Consider the following 20,714-nt stretch of genomic DNA (forward strand, 5'->3'; position numbering starts at 1 on the left):
GTCCGACCCCGTCCGGTGATGCCGCTCACAGCATAACCCGGCACCGAGCCCGGTTCGGACCCGCACACCGTCCCCGGGCAGACACTGGGGGCCGTCACACGATCCCCGCGAACAGGTCGGTCTCGCGCCCCGACGAGTCGACCGGTCCGAGATCGCCGCGGACGAGGATGTACTGCTCGTCCTCGAGGACTGGCTGCGCGATGTCGTTCGACAGGGCGTAGACCCGACCGGACTCCGCGACGGTGACCTGAGTTCGGTGCGCGCGCAACGCGAGTCGTTTGAGATCGAGCACCGGGCGGACGTCGACGGACGTGGTGATCGTGTCGTCGGGCACGCTCGGCAGCTCGCCCTCGACAGGCATGCGCCACTGCTGGGGGACGTCGCCGAGGTCGCTCAGGCCTGCGGTCAACTGATGCAGACCGGTGACCGTCCAGTACATCTTGTCCACCGACCAGGCCGGCCCCGTCTCGGCGAACCGGGCAGGGTCCTCCGCCGCCTCGACGGCCAGTCCAGCCAGCCGGTGCACCTGCATGTGGTCCGGGTGGCCGTAGCCGCCCTCGGGGTCGTAGGCCACGAGGACCTGCGGGCGAACGTCACGGATGACCTCGACCATCGCGCCGACGGCCTCGTCCGGGTCGGCGTTGACGAAGGCACGCGGGTGGCGTGCCGCGGGGGTTCCGGCCATGCCCGAGTCGCGCCAGTGCCCGGCACCGCCGAGAAACCGCGGCGGCCGGCATCCGAGCGCCTCGAGCGCCACGGTCAGCTCGTGGATGCGGTACCCGCCCAACTGATCCGCGCGATCCGCGACCAGTCCGGCCCACGTCTCCCCGATCACCTCACCCTCCTCGCCGAGCGAGCAGGTCAGGACCGTCACGTCCACGCCCGCCCGCACGGCGCGGGCGATGGTGCCGCCGGTGGTGATGGTCTCGTCGTCGGGGTGCGCATGGACGACCAGCATCCGGGGCCGCTCCGTCACGGCGTCACCCGCATCCAGTCGTCCGCGTCCCCGAAGACACCGAGTTCGACGGGCCCCGCGAGCGTCGCGCCGCTCACGCCGGGACCGACGGCGACGACGGAACTGTCCTGCGCGATGGGGAGCACGGTGTGCAGGTTCCACAGCTGCGGCTGCGCCGCGATGACGGCCTCGGTCGGGTTCACGTCGCCTCTCAGGCTCTGGTCCATCACCGGCTCGAGCGACGGATCGCAGACTCCGGACAGGTTGCTCGCCGCCACCGGGTCGGCGTCGGAATCGGGTGCCGTCGTCGTCGACGTCGCGAGATCGGTTGCTGCACATCCGTAGCGCGACGACCAGGCGGTGGCCACATCGGTACCCACGTGGCTCCACCCGACGACGGCGTCGACCGTGCCCTCGAGCAGCGCGGTGCCGTACAACTCCTCCGGATCGGTGGGAGCGACGCTGGCGTCGACGCCCGCGTCGCGGAGTTGATCGGCGGCCGTGTTGGCCACCGCGACCGCGACCGCGTCGTTCTCGGGAGCGCCGATCACGACGGTCAGCGCGCGCGTGGTACCCGGCACCGGCGTCGTCGTCGCGGTGGGTTGGCCCGAGGTGGGAGCCAGGGCCGGCGGCAGCGGCACCGGAACGAATCCCGCGTCGGCGAGCAGCTGCAGTGCCTCGTCCCGCGGGAGAGTCTGCGGAGCCGTGGGGACGTAGCCGGGCTGGGACGGCGAGAGAACCTGCGCGCGAACGGTGTTCGCGGCCGTGCCGGTACCCGACGCGACGGTGGACAGCAGGTCCACGTCCAGCAGACCCATGACGCCGCGGCGCACGTCGGCGTCCGCGAGTTCCGGCACCCGGCCGTTCAACGTCAGTTCGAGGGTCCGCGAACGGAACCGGGTGTCCGTGCGGACGTTGGGGATGGCGCCCAGTTGCGCCAGTGTCGCCGAACCGCCACGCACCTCGGCGATCTGGGCGTCACCGGAGCGCATCGAGTCGGCGAGCTGGGCGTCGCTGCCCCCGCGTCGGAGGAGGATCTGATCGGGCGTGGAGGGTGACCCCCAGTAGCGGTCGTTGCGCTCGAGCAGGATCTCGTCGCGGCCACGATCGATCGACTCGATGCGGAAGTGTCCGCCGGAGACGGACACGTTGTCGCGCAGTCCGCGCTCGAAGCCGCCCAACGAGTCCTTGAGCAGATGGGAGGGCAACAGATTCTCGAAGAGCTCGCGCCACGCAGGGTACGGCGTCGCCATCGTGACGGTGACGGTCTTGCCGCCGTCCGAGGACGCGATGTCGTCGATCGCCTCGTAGCCTGCGGGATCCACCACGCCGGGCGCGTCGATCATCTGTTGCCACAGGTAGCGGAAGTCCTCGGCCGCGATGGGCGCACCGTCCGACCACTGCGACTCGTTGCGCAGCCGGTAGGTGATGGTGAACGGGGCCTGCGACGTCACCTCGGCCGACAGCACCAGCGACGCGTCGGGCAGCCACTCGACTCCTGTCCCCACCGACGCGGGGCGGAAGGGGCTGGGGAACACCAGCGTGGACACCGCGGTGTTCGCGGGCGACTGGTCGGCCAGCAGGTGCGGGTTGAATCCCGTACCGACGTCGTCGATGGCCACCACGACCGGATTACCCGTGGCCGCCGGCGCTGCGGGAGGCGTCGTCGTGGCCGTCTCGGTGCTCTGGATCGGCGGCGGCGGATCGGCCGTGCACGCGGACAGCGCGAGCAGGGCAGCGGCCAGCGCCGCACCCACCCGAGCCACCGACATGATTACAGAGCAGCCTTGTCACGCGACTTGCTGCGCGAACGCTCACGCGCACGCTCGTTCGAGTCGAGGTGCACCTTGCGCACGCGGACGACCTCCGGCGTGACCTCGACGCACTCGTCGCCGGCACAGAACTCCATCGCCATCTCGAGGTCGAGCTTCTTCGGCTTGGCGAGGGTCTCCATCACGTCGGCGGAGGACTGACGCATGTTGGTCAACTTCTTCTCGCGGGTGACGTTGATGTCGAGGTCCTCCTGGCGGGGGTTGATGCCCACGACCATGCCCTCGTAGGTGTCCGCACCGGGCTCGACGAAGAAGGTGCCGCGGTCGGCCAGCTGGATCATGGCGAACGGGGTGACGCTGCCCTGACGGTCCGAGACGAGCGAGCCGGTGTGGCGCGCGCGGATCTCGCCGGCCCACGGTGCGTAACCGTGGAAGACGGCGTTGGCGATGCCGGTGCCGCGCGTGTCGGTGAGGAAGTCCGTACGGAAGCCGATGAGACCGCGCGAGGGGACGATGAACTCCATACGAACCCAGCCTGCGCCGTGGTTCGTCATCTGGACCATCTTGCCCTTACGGGCGGCGAGCAGCTGCGTGACGCCGCCGAGGTACTCCTCGGGAGTGTCGATGGTGAGCTCCTCGAAGGGCTCGTGCAGCTTGCCGTCGACCTGGCGGGTGACCACCTGCGGCTTGCCGACGGTGAGCTCGAAGCCTTCGCGGCGCATCTGCTCGACCAGAATGGCGAGCGCGAGCTCGCCACGACCCTGGACCTCCCACGCATCGGGGCGACCGATGTCGAGGACCTTGAGCGAGACGTTGCCGATGAGCTCCTGGTCCAGACGCGACTTGACCATGCGGGCGGTCAGCTTGTGGCCGCTCACGCGTCCCACCAGGGGGCTCGTGTTGGTACCGATGGTCACCGAGATGGCCGGCTGATCGACGGTGATGCGCGGCAGGGCGACCGGGTTCTCGAGGTCGGCCAGCGTGTCACCGATCATGATGTCCGGGAAGCCGGCGACGGCGACGATGTCACCGGCGACGCCCTTCTGACCGGGAACGCGCTCGACACCGATGGTGGTGAGCAACTCGGTGATCTTGGCCTTCTGGACGACGGGCTCGCCGTCGACCTCGCGCATCCAGCTCACGGTCTGACCCTTGTTGAGCTCACCGTTGTGGATGCGGACCAGGGCGAGACGGCCCAGGAAAGCGGAGGCGTCGAGGTTGGTGACGTGAGCCTGCAGCGGCGCCTCGACGTTGCCCTTCGGTGCCGGGATGTAGCTGAGCAGGATCTCGAACAGCTCGTCGAGGTTCTCCGCGTCGGGAGCGTGTCCGTTCTCCGGCTGCTTCGTCGACGCCTTGCCCTCACGGCCGGAGGCGTACAGGACGGGGAGGTCGAGGGCCAGCTCGGCAGCCTCGGAAGCTTCGTCGTCGAGGTCCGACGCCAGGTCGAGGAGCAGGTCGTGGCTCTCGGAGACGACCTCCTCGATCCGCGCGTCGGGACGGTCGGTCTTGTTGACCACGAGAATGACGGGCAGCGACGCGGCGAGCGCCTTGCGGAGCACGAAGCGCGTCTGCGGCAGCGGGCCCTCGGAGGCGTCGACGAGCAGCACGACACCGTCGACCATGGACAGGCCGCGCTCGACCTCGCCACCGAAGTCGGCGTGGCCGGGGGTGTCGATCACGTTGATGACGGTGGTGCTGCCGTCGGCGTTGCGCTTGTGCACGGCCGTGTTCTTGGCCAGGATCGTGATGCCCTTCTCCTTCTCCAGGTCACCCGAGTCCATCACGCGGTCGATGGCCTCGGCGCGTTCCTCGAAGGCACCGGACTGGCGCAGCATCGCGTCGACGAGCGTGGTCTTGCCGTGGTCGACGTGCGCGACGATGGCGACGTTGCGGAAGGTGGTGGGTACGGTCTGACTGGCGGTGGGGCTGGTCACGCGTGAAATCTCCTGGGTCGAATGCGGGGTGAAGAGCGAGCGGCTTCCTCTCCCAGAGAGCGCGCTGCGTCGCCGACGAGAAGCGCGACCGGATCAGTTTACTCGGTCGGCTCGGGTGACGGCGGTCACGCAGGCCGGGACGGTCGGCACGGGCTCCACCTCAGGGTACCCTCACCCGATGTCCTCGGCATCGAAGGTCGCTCGCGGCAAGGCCAAGAAGAAGTGCTGCCGCAGCAAGACTCGTTGTCTGACGTGTCCGGTGGTGATCATGCGGATGAAGAAACTGGAACAAGCAGGTGTCACGGGCAAGGACCTGAAGAAGGGTCTGAAGAAAGCCCGCGCGGCCTGACTACAGCAGCGCCGCGAGATCCGGCAGCCACGCGGCGTCCGCCGGCACCAGATCGACTCCGTGCAGATCCGCCGCGTCGACCCAGCGGAGGGCTTCGTGCTCGAGCGCCGTCGCCGTCCCGGAGAACCGTGTGACCGCGTAGGCGCGCAGTGTCAGCGACGCCGAGAGTGCGACGTCGACACCGACGGGCTCGCCGACGGTCACCTCGATACCCAGTTCCTCGCGCAGTTCCCGGACCAGTGCGTCCTCGGGGGTCTCGCCGGGGTCGACCTTGCCGCCGGGCAGTTCCCACAGTCCCGCCAGTTCCGGCGGGGAGGCGCGACGCGCGAGCAGCAGGCGCCCGTTCTCCACGAGGGCGCCCGCGACCACCAGCGCGGGCTCGGGAACTGGCACCATCGCAGTATGGCCGACTTGCTGAACGACACGGAGATCGACGACGCACTCACCCGCCTGAGCGACTGGCAGCGAGACGGGGACACCCTGGTCCGCACCGTCGAGTCGGCGAGCTTCCTCGAGGCGATCGACCTCGTCCGGCGCGTCGCGGAGGAGGCAGAATCGGCGGACCATCATCCGGACATCGACGTCCGATGGCGGTCGGTGACCTACCGGCTGTCGACGCACTCCGCGGGTGGACTCACCGGGAAGGACGTCCTGCTCGCGGCCGCGATCGACCGCCTGGCGAGGTGACGCGGCGGCCCACCACCGCGATCCAGACGAACAGTGCCAGGGTGCCGACGGCGTAGACCGATCCCGCCAGAGCGAGTGGCCACGGGCGCGAGATGTCCCAGATGGACGGTTGTTCGAAGCTGAGGATCCACGGCACGCCGATCAGGGTGACCACGAGCCAGTACCCCGCGAGCACGCGCGCTCCCGGCGCGCCCGACAACGGACCGTGCATCAGCCAGATCGACATGGGCACCACCCAGACCCAGTGGTGGGACCAGGAGATCGGCGAGATCATCAGGCCCACGAACGAGACGACGACGAGCGTCCCCAGGCGATCGTCGCGTGCCAGCGTCCGCCAGGCCAGGAATGCCGCGGCCAGCACCACGGCCGCCGCGACCAGCCACACCGGCCCCTGACCGACGTCCTGCCCGGCCACGCGTGACAGCGCTCCGCGCAGGGACTGGTTCCACACCGAGCCGACGGGACCGATCCGGTCCGCGTCGCCCAGCAGGGTGGTGAAGTACGTCGTCGCGGCGGACCCCACGAGCAGGAAGCTGATCGCGACCGTCGCCGCGAACGCGACGGCGGAGAACGCGGCGGCCGCCCACCGACGCTGCGCCAGGAAGTAGAGGCCGGTGATGGCGGGGGTGAGCTTGACGCCTGCCGCGACGCCGACCAGGGCACCCGACAGCCACCAGCGGGCGCTGCGGGCCGCGAGCATCGCCAGCAGAACCAGGAACACGTTGACCTGGCCGTAGTCCAGGGTGGTGCGCATCGACTCGGTCCACAGGCCCACCGTCGTCCAGAGCAACGCCGCCCGGTGTCCGGACCAGAGGCCCGACCCGACCATGCCCTGTGCGAGCCGGACCACCGCGTACAGCGCGGCGATCGTGGCGATCATCCAGGCAGCGCCCACCACCGGGAACGGCAGGAAATGCAGCGGATAGAACACGAGCGCGGCGAACGGTGGGTACGTGAAGGGCAGGGGGAAGTCGGGAGTCTCCTCCGAGTAGGTGAAGTCGTAGAGGTCGCCGCTGAACAGGCGGGCCGAACCGTCGACGTACACGTGGAGATCGACCCAGTTGCTGCCGTTGGGGGTGGCGACGGTCCACACCACACGCAGGATCAGCGAGATCACGAACAGGGCCGGTGCTGCTGCCAGCAACGTGCGCCCGGCCGATCGCCGTACTTCACTCACGAGTGTTCTTCCGATCGACGGGGGTCGAAGCCAGAGCGCAGCCTATCCGCACCGTGCGACGTGACTCTTCTGCACCACGGGGCCGCCGCGTTGTCACGCGACACGGCTCACAGCAGTAACGATCGCATCACTGTTCACTCTGACAACACCAGACGCTCTATTAACAGACTACCGTTCGAATCGGAGCGAGCGACACGGGTCGATCGACCGGTGAGCTGCTGTACAACCGTCACTCCGTGTACATAGAGTGACCCCGCGCCCGACTGCCTCGCACGGCGGTGACGGGCAGATAGTGCATCGTGGGTCGCCTCGGAACGGTTCGAGGCGGCCGGAGAAGAAACGGGGACATCATGCGGGACATCGGGACAACGGGAACGCGCGCCGCAGCGCGACGTGTTCTGAGCGGAGTGGCCGTCGCCGCCGCCTGCGCCTTCGTCGCACCCGCTGCGGCAGGCGCAGCACCCGCCCCCGTCCTGCCGCTGCCCGCCGAGGTTCCGGTGGTGCCGGGCTACGAGGCACTGGCCGCCCTGGCCCCCACCCTGCTCGACGCCGCGGAGCGCGACGCAGCGTCGCCGCAGAGCGATCTGCTGGTGCGCGCGAAGGCGCTGCTGGCCACGGCCCCGCTGTCGGACCAGGCGAAGCGCATCCTCACCAGCATCATCACGTTCCTCGACGGCAGCGGTGGTGGCGGCCCCGAGATCCCCCAGAACGGCCCGGTCATCTCGCAGTTCTTCTACCCCACCGTCGGCAAGGGCTGCATCTCGGCCACGGCCGACTCCGTCGCGAGCGCGCTCGCGGTACCCGGCCCGGCACAGTTGCCGCCTCCCGGACCCGCAGCCGGTCAGGCCGGCTTCGTCTTCACGGCACTCGGCACCGCACCGCTCGCCGACGTGCAGGCAGCGCCGCTGACGGCGAACTGGGTCAACGTCGACACGGGTCGCACCGGAGCGACCGTGCTCACGGGTGCCGCGGGGATCAACCCCGACGGCCCGGCCACGCTCTCGGCACTCGCGGACACCGGGACCGGTCGCGTCCTGGCCGCCGTCTCCGGGTCGATCAGCACCGAGGCCGGCATCACGTGCAGCTTCCTGCCGACCATCGGTGCCTTCGTCGTCTGACGATCGGGACGAGAACGGTGTTCAGGAACCGAACGCGGTCGAGATCTGGGTGTAGATCGCTCCGGCGATCGCGTACAGGTAGTCGATGAACTCCATGATGGTGCCTCTCCGTAGGTGTGACTGCTGTGACAGGTGTGTCGTGCGAGGTCGCCGCCGCGTTACGCGGACAGGCTCCACTGCCCGTAGTCCTCGCGCAGCACGGTGTTGACGTCCACACCCACTCCGTCGATCGCTCGCTTGTCGATCTCGATCTGATGCAGGTGGGCAGCCGGGTTCACGTAGCCCTTCGGCGTCCCCCAGTTGTGCTGCCAGTACCAGGCACCGAGTCCCGCTGCCGCCGCGAGGTCGATGGTCGGCGAGTTGGCGTACACGCCCGTGTTCTCGGCCCCGACCACCGACTGCCAGCCGAGCAGGTACGGCGCGATCATCGCGGCGAACTCGACCGCGGTCGGGTTGTCGTCGATCGACGCGTAGATGGGTCGGTCCGCCGGTCCGCCTGCCTCCGTGTGCAATTCGAGGCCGCGCGTCGCGTGCTTCACGCCGGCGGCGAATCCGCCACGCCAGTCGGCCGTCGCCCCCTTGCCGAACTGGTAGCACGACACCACCTGGAGACCGGCCGCGGTGAGCTCGTCCGCCTCGGCGGCGGTCATCGGCTTGCCCGTCATCCAGGCGGCACCGGGTCGACGGTCCGAGACGTAGCGGATGGCGCCCAGATGGCCGGCGGCGGCGATGGCAGAGGCAGACGGCACTCCCCCGGCGTAGTCGATGATCGTGCCCAACGCTGCGGGTGCTGCGGGCGCGGCAGAGGCGACGCCGCGAGCGGCGACACCGGTGACCCCGACCGCGACGGAACCGGCGGCGGCATAGCGGAACAATTGACGACGCGACACGTGCACTGGGGTCTACCTCTCGATTCGCCCGGCGCGCCTTCCTCGACATGACGGCCCGGGCTGGTAACTTCTCACGATTTCCGGCGCTATTGCACCACAGACCTCAGGGACCCCGCTAGTCCCGTGAGTCCCCTCGTCCCCAGCGATCAGTACCACTGCGTCCAGAACCGCGTGAGCACGCCGCCGCTCTGGGCCCACCCCGCGGGGACGCCGGACAGCTCGTACAGGGAGTACACCGCGTCGAAGAAGACGCGGTTGACCTGCGGCACGAACAGCAGGGCCACCACGATGAGAACCCCGTAGGGCCCGATCTGCGCGAACGACCGCCGCGCCCCGGGCGACAGATACGGCTCGATCGCGCCGAACCCGTCCAGGCCGGGCATCGGGATCAGGTTGAGGACCACCGCGACCACCTGAAGGAACGCCAGGAAACTCGTGCCGAACCAGAATGCCGCGTGCTCGCTGCCCGGTGCCCACACCGCGACGACCGTCAGAAGGATCACCGCGAGAACAAGATTGGCGAACGGGCCGGCCAGGGACACCGTCGTCCGCTGCCGCCTGGTCATACCGCTGGTGTTCAGCCACACGGCGCCGCCCGGCAGACCGATCCCGCCCAGCGCGACGAAGATCAGCGGCAGCACGATCGACAGTCCGGGCACCGTGTACTTCAGGGGGTTCAGCGTGAGATAGCCGCGCGCGGCGGTGTCGTGATCACCGAAGCGCCAGGCCGTCACCGCGTGGGCGAACTCGTGGAGACACAGGGACACCACCCATCCACCGATGACGAGGACGAAGACACCGGCGTACGACAGGACGTCGCCCGGCCTGGTCGAGTTCCAGGCCAGAACACCGCCGATCACGGCGACGGCGACGACCGCGAGGAAGACGGGGCTGGGTCGTACCGACGTGGACAGTGCCATGTCAGCAGCGTAGGCGGGTCACCTGAGCGCTTCCCGCACTCGATCGACGGCCTCCCGCAGGCAGTCGGTGTACGCGTCGGCGTCCATGACGTCGTCGCTCGTCACGATCGAGAGCGTCACCACGTCGCCGATGCCGTGCACTCCGTGCGTGACGCCGACCGTCGGCGAGAGGGCCGGGAACCCGGCGCTCAGCACGACGGGCCGACCGCTCAGCGTGAGGTCGGCGACGCCTCGATTCACACTGGAGACCACCGTGTGACCCGCCACCGTCGTCGGCGCCACCGACAGGTGGGCGCGGTCGACGTCGCGCCGGACGATCACCGCGGGAACGGTCTCCGTCGCACGATCGCCGACCCCGAACGCGGGGTGTTCCAGCCGTCTTCGCCGATCTCGCAGGGAGTCGTCGATCGCCCGCGCCCGCGCGCGGAGATCCTGCACGGACGGGTGCAGATCCACCCCCGCGTTGTGAAAAGCATTGGCAGCAGCGGTGGTTCGACTCTCCCCCGGTATGGCGATCATGACCTCGGCCCCGAGGTCGTCCGGAACCGGCTCGCCCAGGGACGCGAGATGCCGACTCATCGCGTCCGACACCACGACGAGCGCGGCCACGGTGACACTGACGGTGTCGGTGCGGAGGTCCGACGCCGGGCACACCACGCACCGGATGCGGGTGGTTCCGCCTGCCGGGCGGGACAGCAGCGTCGGCGCTCGGGGAAGCGGCGGGCCGGGGATGACGCCGGCCGCCGTGTCGGCCGTTCGCCGACGATCGGCCACCACCGCCTCACGTGCCCGACGCACCATGCCGATCACCCGCGCGGGAAGCTCGACGGCACCACGCGCGACCGCGAGGGGCGCCGGCACCACCACCGTGCGCACCGCCGCTGACGGCTCGTCCGACAGCAACGCGCGAGCCAGCGCCGACACCCGCCCGCCGTCCCCGAGAGCGTGCGCGATCTGCAGGACGAGCACCGTCGCCGACCCCGTCGTGCCGGGCACCCCGTCGACGCACGGGTACAGATGCACGCGCCACGGCTCGCGGCGCGGCTCGACCTGATCCCCGAAGGTCTCCGCCACCCGGTCGAGGCAGTCCTGCCACGTCCCGCCGGCGTGGACGCGGACCCGGTCGCGGGTCACCCCCGTGGGCACCCAGTAGGGGTAGTCGGCCGTCCACCGCGTCTCGCGAAGACGTACCGACAGCCCGTCCACCACACGCGCCCGACGCACGAGTGCCGTGGCGACGGCGTCCGGGTCGTCGAGCACACCGTCGAACGCGTAGACCAGGAACTGGTCGCTCGGCAGGCGCCGCGACAGCCAGTACATGCGGGCGTCGGTGGCCGTGAGTCGACCGGTCACGTCAACGGTCCTGCTGCTCCGCCTGCAACTTCAGCGCGGCGAGTCCCTTCTCGAAGTCCCTGCCGATGAACCTGTCCATCGGCACGATCCTGCCGACGAGACGCGCGACGAGGTTCTGCTGTCCCGTCATTCGCCACGTCACCTCGGTGCCGCTTCCTGCCGGCGACAGCAGGAAGACAGTCACGTTCGTGGCCTCGAACGGTTTCGTGAACAGCAGATCGAGCACGACACGATCGTCCGTCGAATCCACGATGGTCATCGACCCGGCACCGGCCTTGCGATTACCCGACCAGGCGTAGGACGCCCCGACCCCGGACTCCGAGCCGCTGTAGGTGCGGGACAGATCGGGGTCGCTGCCCTCCCACGGCGACCAGGACGTCCACCGGTGCAGATCGTCGAGGAAACCGTGCACGGTCGACGCCGGAGCGTCGACGAGGACGGAACGTTCGATCACGAACTCGTGGACCCTGTCGGTGGTCATGGGGTGATGGTAGGGCGCAGCAGTCAGTCGCGCCTGCACAGGCAGAAGAGGTGACCGACGGGATCCTGCAACACGCGGAAACCCGGGTGTTCGCCGTCGTCGTCCAGCACGCGGGCACCCTGCTCCACAGCGAAGGCCTGCGCCGCCTCCATGTCGTCGACCACGAGATCGAGGTGGATGCGGATGCCCTCCCGAGGCCAGTACAGCGGGACGAAGTCGGGCGCCTTCTGGAAGGCCAGACGCGAGCCGCCGGTGCCCTCGATCACGGTCCAGTCGGGATCGTCCTGCACCACCTTCCACCCCAGCAGAGCGGTGTAGAAACGCCCGAGCGCCACCGGATCGGGACAGTCGAGAACCGTGTAGTCCATGTCGATCGTGGGTCGTGTCATGTCCGAATTCTAGCCAGGCGTGCCGATGCCCGAGAGACTTCCCGCTTGTCGGTACCCGGTCAGGACAACCCATTCCGCACCCTCGCGCCACGGTGCCACCGACCAGGTGGAGAAGCGCTGCACGGCCGTGAAGCCGGCGTCCCGGACGTCTCGTTCGGCCCGGTCGGCGGTGTACTCGCGGTCCGTCGCGAACCCCAGGATCACCACCCCGCCCGGGACCACCGCGTCGTACCAGCGCCGGAGCACCGTCGACTCGGTGCCCGGGGCGAGGAAGACCATGACGTTGCCGGCGGCCACGATCGCGTCGAACGACTGCGGCTCCAGATCCATGGTCGCCAGGTCGCCCTCCACCACCGTGATGCCGTGCTGTCGACGCGCCTCCTCGACCAGGACCGAGTCGAGATCCACGGCGGTCACCGTGTGTCCGCGCCGCGCGAGTTCCGCGCCCAGTCGTCCGGTTCCGCATCCTGCGTCGAGGACACGCGCGGCTCGGGGCAGCACGGCGTCGACGAAGCGGGCCTCCCCGTGCATGTCCGCGCCCGACGCCTCCAGTTCCCGGAAGCGGGCGACGTAGGCGTGCGAGTCCTCGGCGCTGCGCTCGGCCGACCACCGGGTAGCGGTCACCGGTCGAGGTAGAAGCGCGCGGTCTCGGTCGCCACGTCGGACACCGCGGACGCCAGCCCGGGCTCGAGATCCAGGGCATCGGCGAGTTCGCTGCCGCGCAGCCCCTGCGAGCGCAGCAGGTCCCAGGCCTTCTCCACCAGCCGTACCGACGTCGCGTGATCGAGTTCCGGCCGGTTCGATCGCAGGGCCGTCGCCGCCCAGTCCGCGTCGAACGTGCCGTTGGGCGGACCGAACACCCGCTCCCCCGTGGAGTAGGGCTTCGGGTCGGTGCCACCGGCGTGTGTCATGCCCGTGACGCTATCCCCTGCCCGTAGCGGGCGCCGCGATGCTCGTCTTGTTCCCCGCCGACCACGCGTAGGGCAGGTCATCGCCGTTGAGCACGTGAGCACCCACCGAGCGCAATTTGTAGAGCACCGGGTTGTGCACGGAGATGGTGCGCGCGTTGCGCCAGTGCCGATCGAGGGCGAGGGTCTCCGACACGATCGATGCTCCGCCGACCTCGAACAACTGCGTCGTCGCGTCCAGCACGAGGTCGACGACCACGGCCTGGGCGTGCGACGTGCTCAGCTCGGCCCGGTCGAGCGATGCGTCGTCGCCCACCTCGACGGCGCTCTCGACGTCCGCGGCCGCCGACAGGACCAGGGCGCGGGAGGACCAGGCGGCAGCTTCGAGCCGCCCGATGAGCTGCTGCACCACCGGATCGTGTCGCGGCAGGTCGGCGGCGGCGTGGGTGTAGCTGCGGGTGCGGGCGCGGACCCACGCGGTGACGTCGTCGGCGGCGCGGCGCGCGATGCCGGCCAGGACCGCGAGCTGGACCAGCTGCAGGTACGACGTCGCGTACGTGCGTCCGGGTGCGCCGTACCCCGGTCCGAGCAGGCGCGACTCGTCGACGGCGACGTCGGTGAACGTGGTGGTGCCGCTGACGGTGAGCCGCTGCCCGAAGCCGTCCCAGTCGTCACGCTGCACGACGCCGGGAGCGTCCGAGTCGACGAGCACGGACACCCGCTCGCCGTCGAGGTCGGCAGCGACCAGGATGTGGTCGGAGTAGAGACTGCCCGTGCTGTAGAACTTCTCGCCGTTCAGACGCAGACCGTCCGGGCCGCGCGTGACCGTCGTGCGGTAGTGGTCCACCGCCCCGACACCCGGCTCGGTGATCGCGTTACCGACGAGTGTGCCGTCGGCGATCGCCCGCAGCCACGCGTCGCGATCGCATCCCGGTTCTGCCGCCACCTGGTCCTCGACGAAGCTCCAGTGCACGCGCAGCGCCTGCGGCAGATTCGACTCGGCGGCCGCGAGATCGACCAGCAGCGAGAACAACTGCGTCACCGAGGCGCCGGAGCCACCGTGCTCGACCGGCACGCGCAGTGCGCCGAAGCCGGCCTCGCGCAGCAGCGCGATCTCGTCGTGGGCGAGCCGTCTGTCCTTCTCGCGGGCCACCGCGCCCTCGGCGATGCGGTCGAAGACGGGCTGGAAGCGGGCGCGGAGGGCCTCGTCGGTCGCCGGGCCGTCGGTCACTCGGTCGTGTGTCGTCGTCACGGGAGACGAGACTGCTCGTCGGCGCCGTCGGCCGACACCGTTGGACTCGAGGAGATTCTTGCCACGCCCGCTGCCCGAGGCAGTACGGTGACCCGAACGGGGGGAACCATGGCGCTGTCGCGCAGCATGAATCGACTGATCGCGGGGCGGATCACACCAGAGATGGCGGCGGATCCGCACGCCGCCATCCTGCCGACCCCCATCGCCGACGACTCCTTCTTCGACACGCCTGATCACGACCTGTCACCGGGTGTCCTCGTGCGCCACCGCGATGCGACGGGATGGTTCCCGCGACCACGAACCCGCCTGCGCCAGTTCATGGTCGGCTCCACCGACGCTCTCGGTCGTTCGGTGCCCGTCACCGCCACGCTGATGGAACCGAGGAGGCCGTGGCGCGGGTCGGGTACCCGGCCCGTGGTCGTGCACAACGTCGCGATCGACTCGCTCGGCACCCGGTCGACACCGTCGTATCGCATCGTCCACGGCGTCGGCCAGGACTTCCCCACGGTGGTTCCGCTCTGGCTTCAGCGCGGGTACGCGGTGCTGATCCCGGACCATCAGGGACCGCGTATGGCCTACGCCGAGGGGACCATGGCAGGGCACGCCGTGCTCGACAGCATCCGCGGACTCGTCGCGCTCGACCCGTCCTACGCGACGAGCCCGACCGCCCTCTACGGCTACAGCGGCGGTGCCATCGCGACGGCCTGGGCCGCGCAACTGCACCCCTCCTACGCGCCCGAGCTCGTCCTGCGCGGCGCCGTGGCCGGAGGATCACCGGTCGACGTCGGCTTGCTGCGCGGGACCATGAACGGCACTCTCGGAGCCGGCCTCTTCGGGGCGGCGATCATCGGCATGGCTCGCGAACACCCAGCCCTGGTCGAGCAGTTCAGCCCCACCGGCATCGTTCTCGCGTCGATGATCAAGGACCTGTCCGTCGTCCCGCTGGCCTTGTCCGGGCTGGCGCGGTTGCGACTGGAACGGCTGTCCGTGGACCCGGGCGTGTTCGAGTCCGCCACCGCGCGCGCCGTCATCGAGGCGAACACTCCGGGGGCGGACGCGCCCGTCGTACCCGTGGCGTTCTATCACGGTGCTGCGGTGCCCCGGTTCGCCGATCGGTGGATCCCCGAGCAGGGCGTCCTGAACCTGGTCGACGCGTGGCGCGGACGCGGCGCGGACGTGGAGTACCGGCCCGTGTTCGGCGACCACTTCGTGGGCGCGCTGTCCGGTCTGCCGTTCGCGATGCGGTGGATCGACGCGAGGTTCCGGGACGGCTAGCCGTCCACCACCCACCAGGCGGCGTACGGCGGGAGCCAGACGGTGTCGTCGTCGACCGACCCGACGCCCGTCAGCACCTCCCGAGGAGCGACGATTCCCGAGCGGCCGAGGACGGACACCGCCACCGGGCGGTGTGTGTCGCTCACGTTGAACAGGGCGACGAGTGTGCCGCTCGGGTGCCGACGGCGGACACCCAGCACTCCGTCGTCCAGATCGCCCAGAACGTCGACCGGCGCCTCGGCATGCAGCATGGGCAGATCCGACCGCACGCGGGCGATGTGCGCGATGCCGTCGAACACCCGCTGCGCGTCGGAGCCCTGCTCGTGGCGTCGCGCCCTGTCGGCGTCGGTCACGCGCGGTCGGTGCACCCACCGGTTGTCGTCCTCGTGGCCGGGTTCCGCCGCCCAGTCGGGATCACCCGGCGAGCCGATCTCGTCCCCACTCCACACCACGGGGATCCCGCCCCAGACCGCGACGAGGGCGTGGGCGAGGAACAGCCGGGCGAACGCGCCGTCCGGATCCCGTCGCTCCGCACCGAGGCCCGAGAGCGCCGCCGCCGTCCCGCTGATCCGACGGTCGCCGGTGTCCGGATTGTGTTGGAACACCAGACCTTCCGCCCACGACTGCGGGAACTCTCCGGAATACCAATCGGCGAGGAAGTGTCGGTGGCCGGCGCCGGACAGACCCATCGCGGCCGCGTCGCCGTCGTCGATCGCCCATCCGATGTCGTCGTGGCACCGCACGTACGTCACCCACGTCCCGCCGGGCGGAGTCGGTGGCAGTGTCGACAGGGCGTGGCGCGCCAGCTCGGTGCTGCCCGAGGCCAGCATCGACCACACCTGGACCATGAGGCTGTTGTGGTAAGCGATGTCGGACACCCGACCGGTGTGCGATCCGGTTCCCAAGTAGGGCAACAGATCTCGTGGTCCGACGATCGCCTCGGCCTTGAACAACAGCGCAGGCGAGGCCATGCGCGCCGTCGCCCGCAGGATCTGCGTGATCGCGTGCACCTCGGGCTGATTCTGACAGTTGGTTCCCAGCCGCTTCCACAGGAAGGCGATGGCGTCGAGACGGACCACCTCGATGCCCAGGTTCGCGAGAGCGGCGACGATGTCGACGAACTCGACCAGCACCGCGGGATTGGCCCAGTTCAGATCCCACTGCCACTCGTTGAAGGTCGTCCAGACCCAGCCGTCGACGCCGTCGTCCCACGTGAAGTTCCCCGGTGCGAAGTCGGGGAACACCTCGGGCAGCGTGCGCTCGTAGGCGTCGGGCGTCGACCTGTCGGGATGGATGTGGAAGTAGTCGCGGTGGACTACTTCGCCCTGACGCGCCAGTTCCGCCCACTCGTGTTCGCGGGCAACGTGATTGAGGACCAGGTCGATCACGGGACTGATCCCGCGCTCGCGCAGGGTGGTGGCGAGCGCCCGCAGATCGTCGACCGTCCCGAGGTCCTCCCGCACCGTGCGGTAATCCATGACCGCGTACCCGCCGTCGTTGTCGCCCGGACGCGGCGTGAGCAGCGGCATCAGGTGCAGGTAGGTGACACCGAGATCCGTCAGGTGGTCCAGCCGATCCGCCAGACCGGACAGAGTGTCACCGAATCGATCGACGTAACAGGCATACCCGAACATGGTGGGCTGCTGGAACCAGTCGGGCTCCAGCAGACGCCGCTCGTCGAGCCGGTGCAGCTCGTCGGGCCGGTCCGCGAACGCGTGCGCCGCGCGCTCGACGAGGGTGCGCGCCACCGCATCGGGCTCCGCGTACAGGGCGGTGACGGCCTCGTGGAGATCGGGCCACCAGCGCTCGACACGGAGAGTGAAGGTGTCCCGCCGGTGCGGCGGGAGCGGGGCGAGTGCCGCACCGATGATGTCGTGGATCGCGTCGGGTACGGCGGTGCGCGGCATGGTCGGGATTCTTCCACGCCCGGCAGTGGGTAGCCTCGAACTGCAGCTCACACGATCAACGAGAGGACGACCGATGGTGAACTTCGGCGAGATCAAGCGCAAGCTCGACCAGAACGAGGAGAAGGTCGAACAGGCACTGGACAAAGCGGGCGACGCGGCCAAGAAGAAGTTCGCCGGGCACGACTCCCAGATCGACGGCGCGCTGGACAAGGCCAAGGACGCCATCGGCGAGAAGAACAGCGACCGCACCGACGGTCCTCCCGCCTAGTGGTCGCGGTGGGGAACTTTCTGACAGGAGTGCTGGACGAGGCGCTCGACCGGACGGTCGTGCCCGGCTACTCCCGTATCGGGTCGGCCGTCCGTCGTCGATTCTGGGCGGCCGATCCGGCCCCGTTCCCCGCCCCCATCGACGTGATCGTCACCGGCGGCAGCTCGGGTCTCGGCGCAGCTGCCGCCCGACAACTGGCCGTCCTCGGTGCGCGGGTGCATCTGGTCGGGCGTTCGGCGCGGCGGCTCGACGCCTCCGCGACCGAGATCCGCCACACCGTGCCCGGCGCCGAGCTCGTCGCGCACGAGTGCGACATGAGCGACCTCGATGCCGTGGCTGCGCTGGTCACCACACTGACCGCTCAGCTGACGTCGATCCACGCGGTGGTGCACTGCGCCGGCGTCATGCCGCCCGAGCGCACCGAGACGGCACAGAAGCACGAGATGGCCTTCGCGACCCACGTGCTCGGGCCCGTCGCGCTCACGGTCGGGCTACGCGAGCTGTTCGACGCGGGGTCCCGCGTGGTGTTCGTCTCCAGCGGCGGCATGTATCCGGTGCCGCTGCAGACCACCGACGTCGAGTTCGCTCACGGCGACTACTCGGGCCTCACCGCGTACGCCCGCACCAAGCGCATGCAGGTGGTGATCACCGAGCAACTGGCGGAGCGCCTCACCGGGCCCGACGATCCCGTCGTGCACAGCATGCACCCGGGGTGGGCGGCCACACCCGGTGTCACGGACTCCATTCCGATGTTCGGGTCGGTGATGAAACCGATCCTGCGCACCGCCGACGACGGAGCCGACACCATCGTGTGGCTCGCGGCCGCCGATCAGCCACTCGCGTCCACGGGGATGTTCTGGCACGACAGACGACCGCGCCCCACGCACTACCCGTCCTGGCGGCGGGACTCGCCGGAGGCACGGGACGCACTGTGGGGCGCGGTCGTGGAGGCCACGGGTATCGACCTCGGCTGACGTCTCCGTCAGAGGAGATCGGTCAGGTTCGACACGATCGAGGACCAGACCCACGGTTGATTCCAGATCCAGAGCGAAAGCATGGCGGTAGTCCTCACTGCAGGGAACATCTGTCCTCGACAGTCAAGACGCGTCGTTGCAGGCGTGCACCTCGGACGGCGGATGTCGGTGACGAGTCACTGTCACGCTCGGTGCATCACGACATTCACGACGTTTCCGTCAGGAGCGCGCACGAGGAATCGTCGGACTCCCCACTCCTCCGTGGTGAGCGGATGCACGATCTCGTGACCGCGACGGACGGCCTCCTCGTACGCCGCATCGACGTCGTCGACGTGAACCGACATCGCCGACTCCACCGGACTCGTCGCATCTCGCGTCACCAGTTGTACGTGCGCACCGGTCTCCGGTGACGTGAAGCGGGCGACCCAACCGAGATCGAACTCCTCGACCGCGAGTCCCAGGAAATCGGTGTAGAACGACTTCGCCTCGGCGATGTCCTCGACCGGCAGGTTGGTGGTGATGCGCTCGACTCGCATGGTGCGCATTCTGCCCCTCTCGGCCTGTTCGTGTCGGTGCCCGCTGCTACCTTCGCACACATGTTCGAACAGGGGTGGGCGACGCGCGATCCGGAGGCCATGGGCCTACCCGGACACCTCGCCGATGTCACGGTCGACGGCGTCCTCGGCGCACTCACCCACGCCACCGCCGGCGCCGCGTACCTCGAATGGACCCGCTACCGGGCCGCGGCGGAACTGCACACCCGACTGGTCGCACCACTGGACACCGCCGACCGCCGCCGCTTCGACGCGACCACCCACTGCGCCGCTCGCATCGCCGCAGTCCTGTCGATCACCCAGGGCGCAGGCGAGGGCATACTCACCCGTGCCGTGGCCCTGCGAGATCGTCTGCCCGACGTTGCCGCCTGCCTCCGCGACGGCCTCGTGACCCCGAAGTACATCCACACCATCATCGCCCGCACCGACCTCGTCGACGGCACCGACCATGCCCACCTGGTCGATGCCGAGATCGCGGCGGCACTACGGCGACGCGGCTCCTGGTCAGTGGCCCGGATGCGCGACATGGTCGACCGCATCGTCTACCGCCACGACCCCGACGCCGTCCGCGAGCGTCGCACTCGCGCGAAGGACGACCGCGGCTTCTGGATCGACCCCGCACCCGACGGCATGGCTTATCAGTGCGCCACCATGCCCGCCGAGAACGCCGTCCTCGTCGCCGCTGCTGTCGACGACCTCGCCGGACGCGTCTGCCCGAAAGACCCGCGCAGCGCCGGCGCCCGACGCAGCGACGCCCTCTTCGCCCTCGCCACGCGCACCCCCTTCGAATGCCAGTGTGACCGTGACGACTGCGACGCTCCCGGCTGGACCGGCGAGGACGGTCTCCTGACCACCGTCATCGTGCACGTCGTCGCCGACGCCGCCACCGTGAACGGGGACACCGCCTCCGCGCAGCAGGGCAACCCGGGTTTCCTCGCGGGCCACGGCGTCATCTCCGCCGACCACGTCGCCGACCTCGCTGCGCGCCCCGACGCGGTTCTGAGGCCTGTCGCCGCCACCAACCCCGCCTCGCAACCCGCGGATCCCTACCGCCCGTCCAGTGCCCTCGACACGTTCGTGCGCATCCGCGATCAGTACTGCACCTGGCCCGGCTGCAGCAACGCCGTCTGGACCGGCGACCTCGACCACATCACCGAGTACGACCACGACAGCCCCGCGGCCGGCGGTCAGACGACCGACGTCAACCTCGGCGCCAAGTGCCGCTTCCACCACAATCTGAAGACGTTCGGCGACTTCGTCGACGACCAGTACCTCGACGAGGACACCGGACGAGTCGTCTCCACCATCGCCACACCCGAGGGATGCGTGATACCGGGACCGGCGCACAACGGGTACGACCTGCACCCCGGACTCGCCGACATCACCTTCGAACAGCCGGCGCAGGACCCACCGGATCCCCCGCGCACATCACCGACCAGGCGAAGAACCCGCCTGGCAGACAAGCATGCCCGGCGGCGGTCCGAACGCTCCCGAAACCGACGCAGACGAGAGTTCGCCGACAACGACGACCCACCACCGTTCTGACAGGAC

At 69.6% G+C, this 20,714-nt stretch carries 22 protein-coding genes; 7 read left to right on the plus strand and 15 right to left on the minus strand.

Going from position 1 to position 20,714, the window contains the following annotated elements:
- Positions 1-94: 94 nt before the first annotated feature.
- The 3 genes from mshB to typA are packed head-to-tail and all read right to left on the minus strand — an operon-like array spanning position 95 to position 4,661.
- The gene (gene mshB / locus OG947_RS03325; protein WP_285188415.1) at positions 95-976 is read right to left on the minus strand and encodes an N-acetyl-1-D-myo-inositol-2-amino-2-deoxy-alpha-D-glucopyranoside deacetylase; all 882 of its coding nucleotides are present in this window, start codon (positions 974-976) and stop codon (positions 95-97) included.
- Entirely contained in the window at positions 973-2,727 is a 1,755-nt protein-coding gene (locus OG947_RS03330) for an ABC transporter family substrate-binding protein (protein ID WP_285188413.1), read from the minus strand. The genes mshB and OG947_RS03330 overlap by 4 nt, the downstream gene beginning before the upstream one ends.
- 2 nt (positions 2,728-2,729) lie before the next feature.
- Positions 2,730-4,661, minus strand: coding sequence for a translational GTPase TypA (gene typA / locus OG947_RS03335; RefSeq protein WP_037183854.1), 1,932 nt, complete (start codon positions 4,659-4,661; stop codon positions 2,730-2,732).
- A 178-nt stretch (positions 4,662-4,839) separates the two neighbouring features.
- Here typA and OG947_RS03340 point away from each other — a divergent pair, with 178 nt between their 5' ends.
- Complete coding sequence (locus OG947_RS03340; protein WP_204866762.1) at positions 4,840-5,010, plus strand: hypothetical protein; 171 nt, start codon at positions 4,840-4,842, stop codon at positions 5,008-5,010.
- On the opposite strand, the gene OG947_RS03345 is transcribed toward OG947_RS03340, so the two are convergent.
- A complete protein-coding gene (locus OG947_RS03345) occupies positions 5,011-5,406 on the minus strand; it encodes a (deoxy)nucleoside triphosphate pyrophosphohydrolase (protein WP_328813107.1) in 396 nt (131 codons plus the stop codon).
- 6 nt (positions 5,407-5,412) lie between these two features.
- Between OG947_RS03345 and OG947_RS03350 the strand changes: the two genes are divergently transcribed.
- On the plus strand, positions 5,413-5,697 hold the full coding sequence (locus OG947_RS03350; protein ID WP_328813108.1) for a 4a-hydroxytetrahydrobiopterin dehydratase: 285 nt from the start codon (positions 5,413-5,415) through the stop codon (positions 5,695-5,697).
- Here the strand turns inward: OG947_RS03350 and OG947_RS03355 are convergent.
- Positions 5,645-6,874, minus strand: coding sequence for a mannosyltransferase (locus OG947_RS03355; protein ID WP_051612927.1), 1,230 nt, complete (start codon positions 6,872-6,874; stop codon positions 5,645-5,647). The genes OG947_RS03350 and OG947_RS03355 overlap by 53 nt on opposite strands.
- Positions 6,875-7,224: 350 nt before the next feature.
- Between OG947_RS03355 and OG947_RS03360 the strand changes: the two genes are divergently transcribed.
- Entirely contained in the window at positions 7,225-7,992 is a 768-nt protein-coding gene (locus OG947_RS03360) for an Rv1157c family protein (RefSeq protein ID WP_155956892.1), read from the plus strand.
- A gap of 158 nt (positions 7,993-8,150) precedes the next feature.
- On the opposite strand, the gene OG947_RS03365 is transcribed toward OG947_RS03360, so the two are convergent.
- The 8 genes from OG947_RS03365 to OG947_RS03400 form a co-directional block, all read right to left on the minus strand.
- Positions 8,151-8,888, minus strand: coding sequence for a DUF1906 domain-containing protein (locus tag OG947_RS03365; protein WP_056447405.1), 738 nt, complete (start codon positions 8,886-8,888; stop codon positions 8,151-8,153).
- Between the two features lie 140 nt (positions 8,889-9,028).
- Positions 9,029-9,802: a site-2 protease family protein gene (locus tag OG947_RS03370; RefSeq protein ID WP_222627423.1), complete on the minus strand. Its 774-nt coding sequence runs from the start codon at positions 9,800-9,802 to the stop codon at positions 9,029-9,031.
- Positions 9,803-9,820: 18 nt separating this feature from the next.
- A complete protein-coding gene (locus OG947_RS03375; RefSeq protein ID WP_328813109.1) occupies positions 9,821-11,155 on the minus strand; it encodes a wax ester/triacylglycerol synthase domain-containing protein in 1,335 nt (444 codons plus the stop codon).
- Position 11,156: 1 nt separating this feature from the next.
- Entirely contained in the window at positions 11,157-11,636 is a 480-nt protein-coding gene (locus OG947_RS03380; RefSeq protein ID WP_328813110.1) for an SRPBCC family protein, read from the minus strand.
- A 23-nt stretch (positions 11,637-11,659) separates the two neighbouring features.
- Positions 11,660-12,025 carry a VOC family protein gene (locus OG947_RS03385; RefSeq protein WP_027503894.1) on the minus strand — a complete coding sequence of 122 codons (366 nt, stop codon included), beginning with the start codon at positions 12,023-12,025 and terminating at the stop codon, positions 11,660-11,662.
- A 9-nt stretch (positions 12,026-12,034) separates the two neighbouring features.
- Positions 12,035-12,649, minus strand: coding sequence for a class I SAM-dependent methyltransferase (locus tag OG947_RS03390; RefSeq protein WP_328813111.1), 615 nt, complete (start codon positions 12,647-12,649; stop codon positions 12,035-12,037).
- Positions 12,646-12,936: a hypothetical protein gene (locus OG947_RS03395; RefSeq protein WP_027503896.1), complete on the minus strand. Its 291-nt coding sequence runs from the start codon at positions 12,934-12,936 to the stop codon at positions 12,646-12,648. The genes OG947_RS03390 and OG947_RS03395 overlap by 4 nt, the downstream gene beginning before the upstream one ends.
- Before the next feature lie 10 nt (positions 12,937-12,946).
- Positions 12,947-14,185 (minus strand): acyl-CoA dehydrogenase family protein, encoded by a 1,239-nt coding sequence (locus OG947_RS03400; RefSeq protein WP_328813112.1) that lies wholly within the window; start codon positions 14,183-14,185, stop codon positions 12,947-12,949.
- A gap of 108 nt (positions 14,186-14,293) precedes the next feature.
- Here OG947_RS03400 and OG947_RS03405 point away from each other — a divergent pair, with 108 nt between their 5' ends.
- Positions 14,294-15,460: a lipase family protein gene (locus tag OG947_RS03405; RefSeq protein WP_082544616.1), complete on the plus strand. Its 1,167-nt coding sequence runs from the start codon at positions 14,294-14,296 to the stop codon at positions 15,458-15,460.
- On the opposite strand, the gene OG947_RS03410 is transcribed toward OG947_RS03405, so the two are convergent.
- On the minus strand, positions 15,457-17,367 hold the full coding sequence (locus OG947_RS03410; RefSeq protein WP_328813113.1) for an alpha-amylase family protein: 1,911 nt from the start codon (positions 17,365-17,367) through the stop codon (positions 15,457-15,459). The two genes, OG947_RS03405 and OG947_RS03410, sit on opposite strands and share 4 nt — an antisense overlap.
- Positions 17,368-17,440: 73 nt before the next feature.
- Here OG947_RS03410 and OG947_RS03415 point away from each other — a divergent pair, with 73 nt between their 5' ends.
- Together OG947_RS03415 and OG947_RS03420 are read left to right on the plus strand one after the other, a co-directional pair.
- The gene (locus tag OG947_RS03415) at positions 17,441-17,635 is read left to right on the plus strand and encodes an antitoxin (protein ID WP_037183861.1); all 195 of its coding nucleotides are present in this window, start codon (positions 17,441-17,443) and stop codon (positions 17,633-17,635) included.
- Positions 17,636-17,643: 8 nt separating this feature from the next.
- Positions 17,644-18,609, plus strand: coding sequence for an SDR family NAD(P)-dependent oxidoreductase (locus tag OG947_RS03420; RefSeq protein ID WP_285188402.1), 966 nt, complete (start codon positions 17,644-17,646; stop codon positions 18,607-18,609).
- A 182-nt stretch (positions 18,610-18,791) separates the two neighbouring features.
- On the opposite strand, the gene OG947_RS03425 is transcribed toward OG947_RS03420, so the two are convergent.
- The gene (locus OG947_RS03425) at positions 18,792-19,145 is read right to left on the minus strand and encodes a VOC family protein (protein WP_222638182.1); all 354 of its coding nucleotides are present in this window, start codon (positions 19,143-19,145) and stop codon (positions 18,792-18,794) included.
- Positions 19,146-19,205: 60 nt separating this feature from the next.
- Between OG947_RS03425 and OG947_RS03430 the strand changes: the two genes are divergently transcribed.
- Positions 19,206-20,708 (plus strand): DUF222 domain-containing protein, encoded by a 1,503-nt coding sequence (locus tag OG947_RS03430; RefSeq protein ID WP_328813114.1) that lies wholly within the window; start codon positions 19,206-19,208, stop codon positions 20,706-20,708.
- Positions 20,709-20,714 lie beyond the last annotated feature (6 nt).

The organism is Rhodococcus sp. NBC_00297 (assembly GCF_036173065.1).
Taxonomy (GTDB): domain Bacteria; phylum Actinomycetota; class Actinomycetes; order Mycobacteriales; family Mycobacteriaceae; genus Rhodococcoides.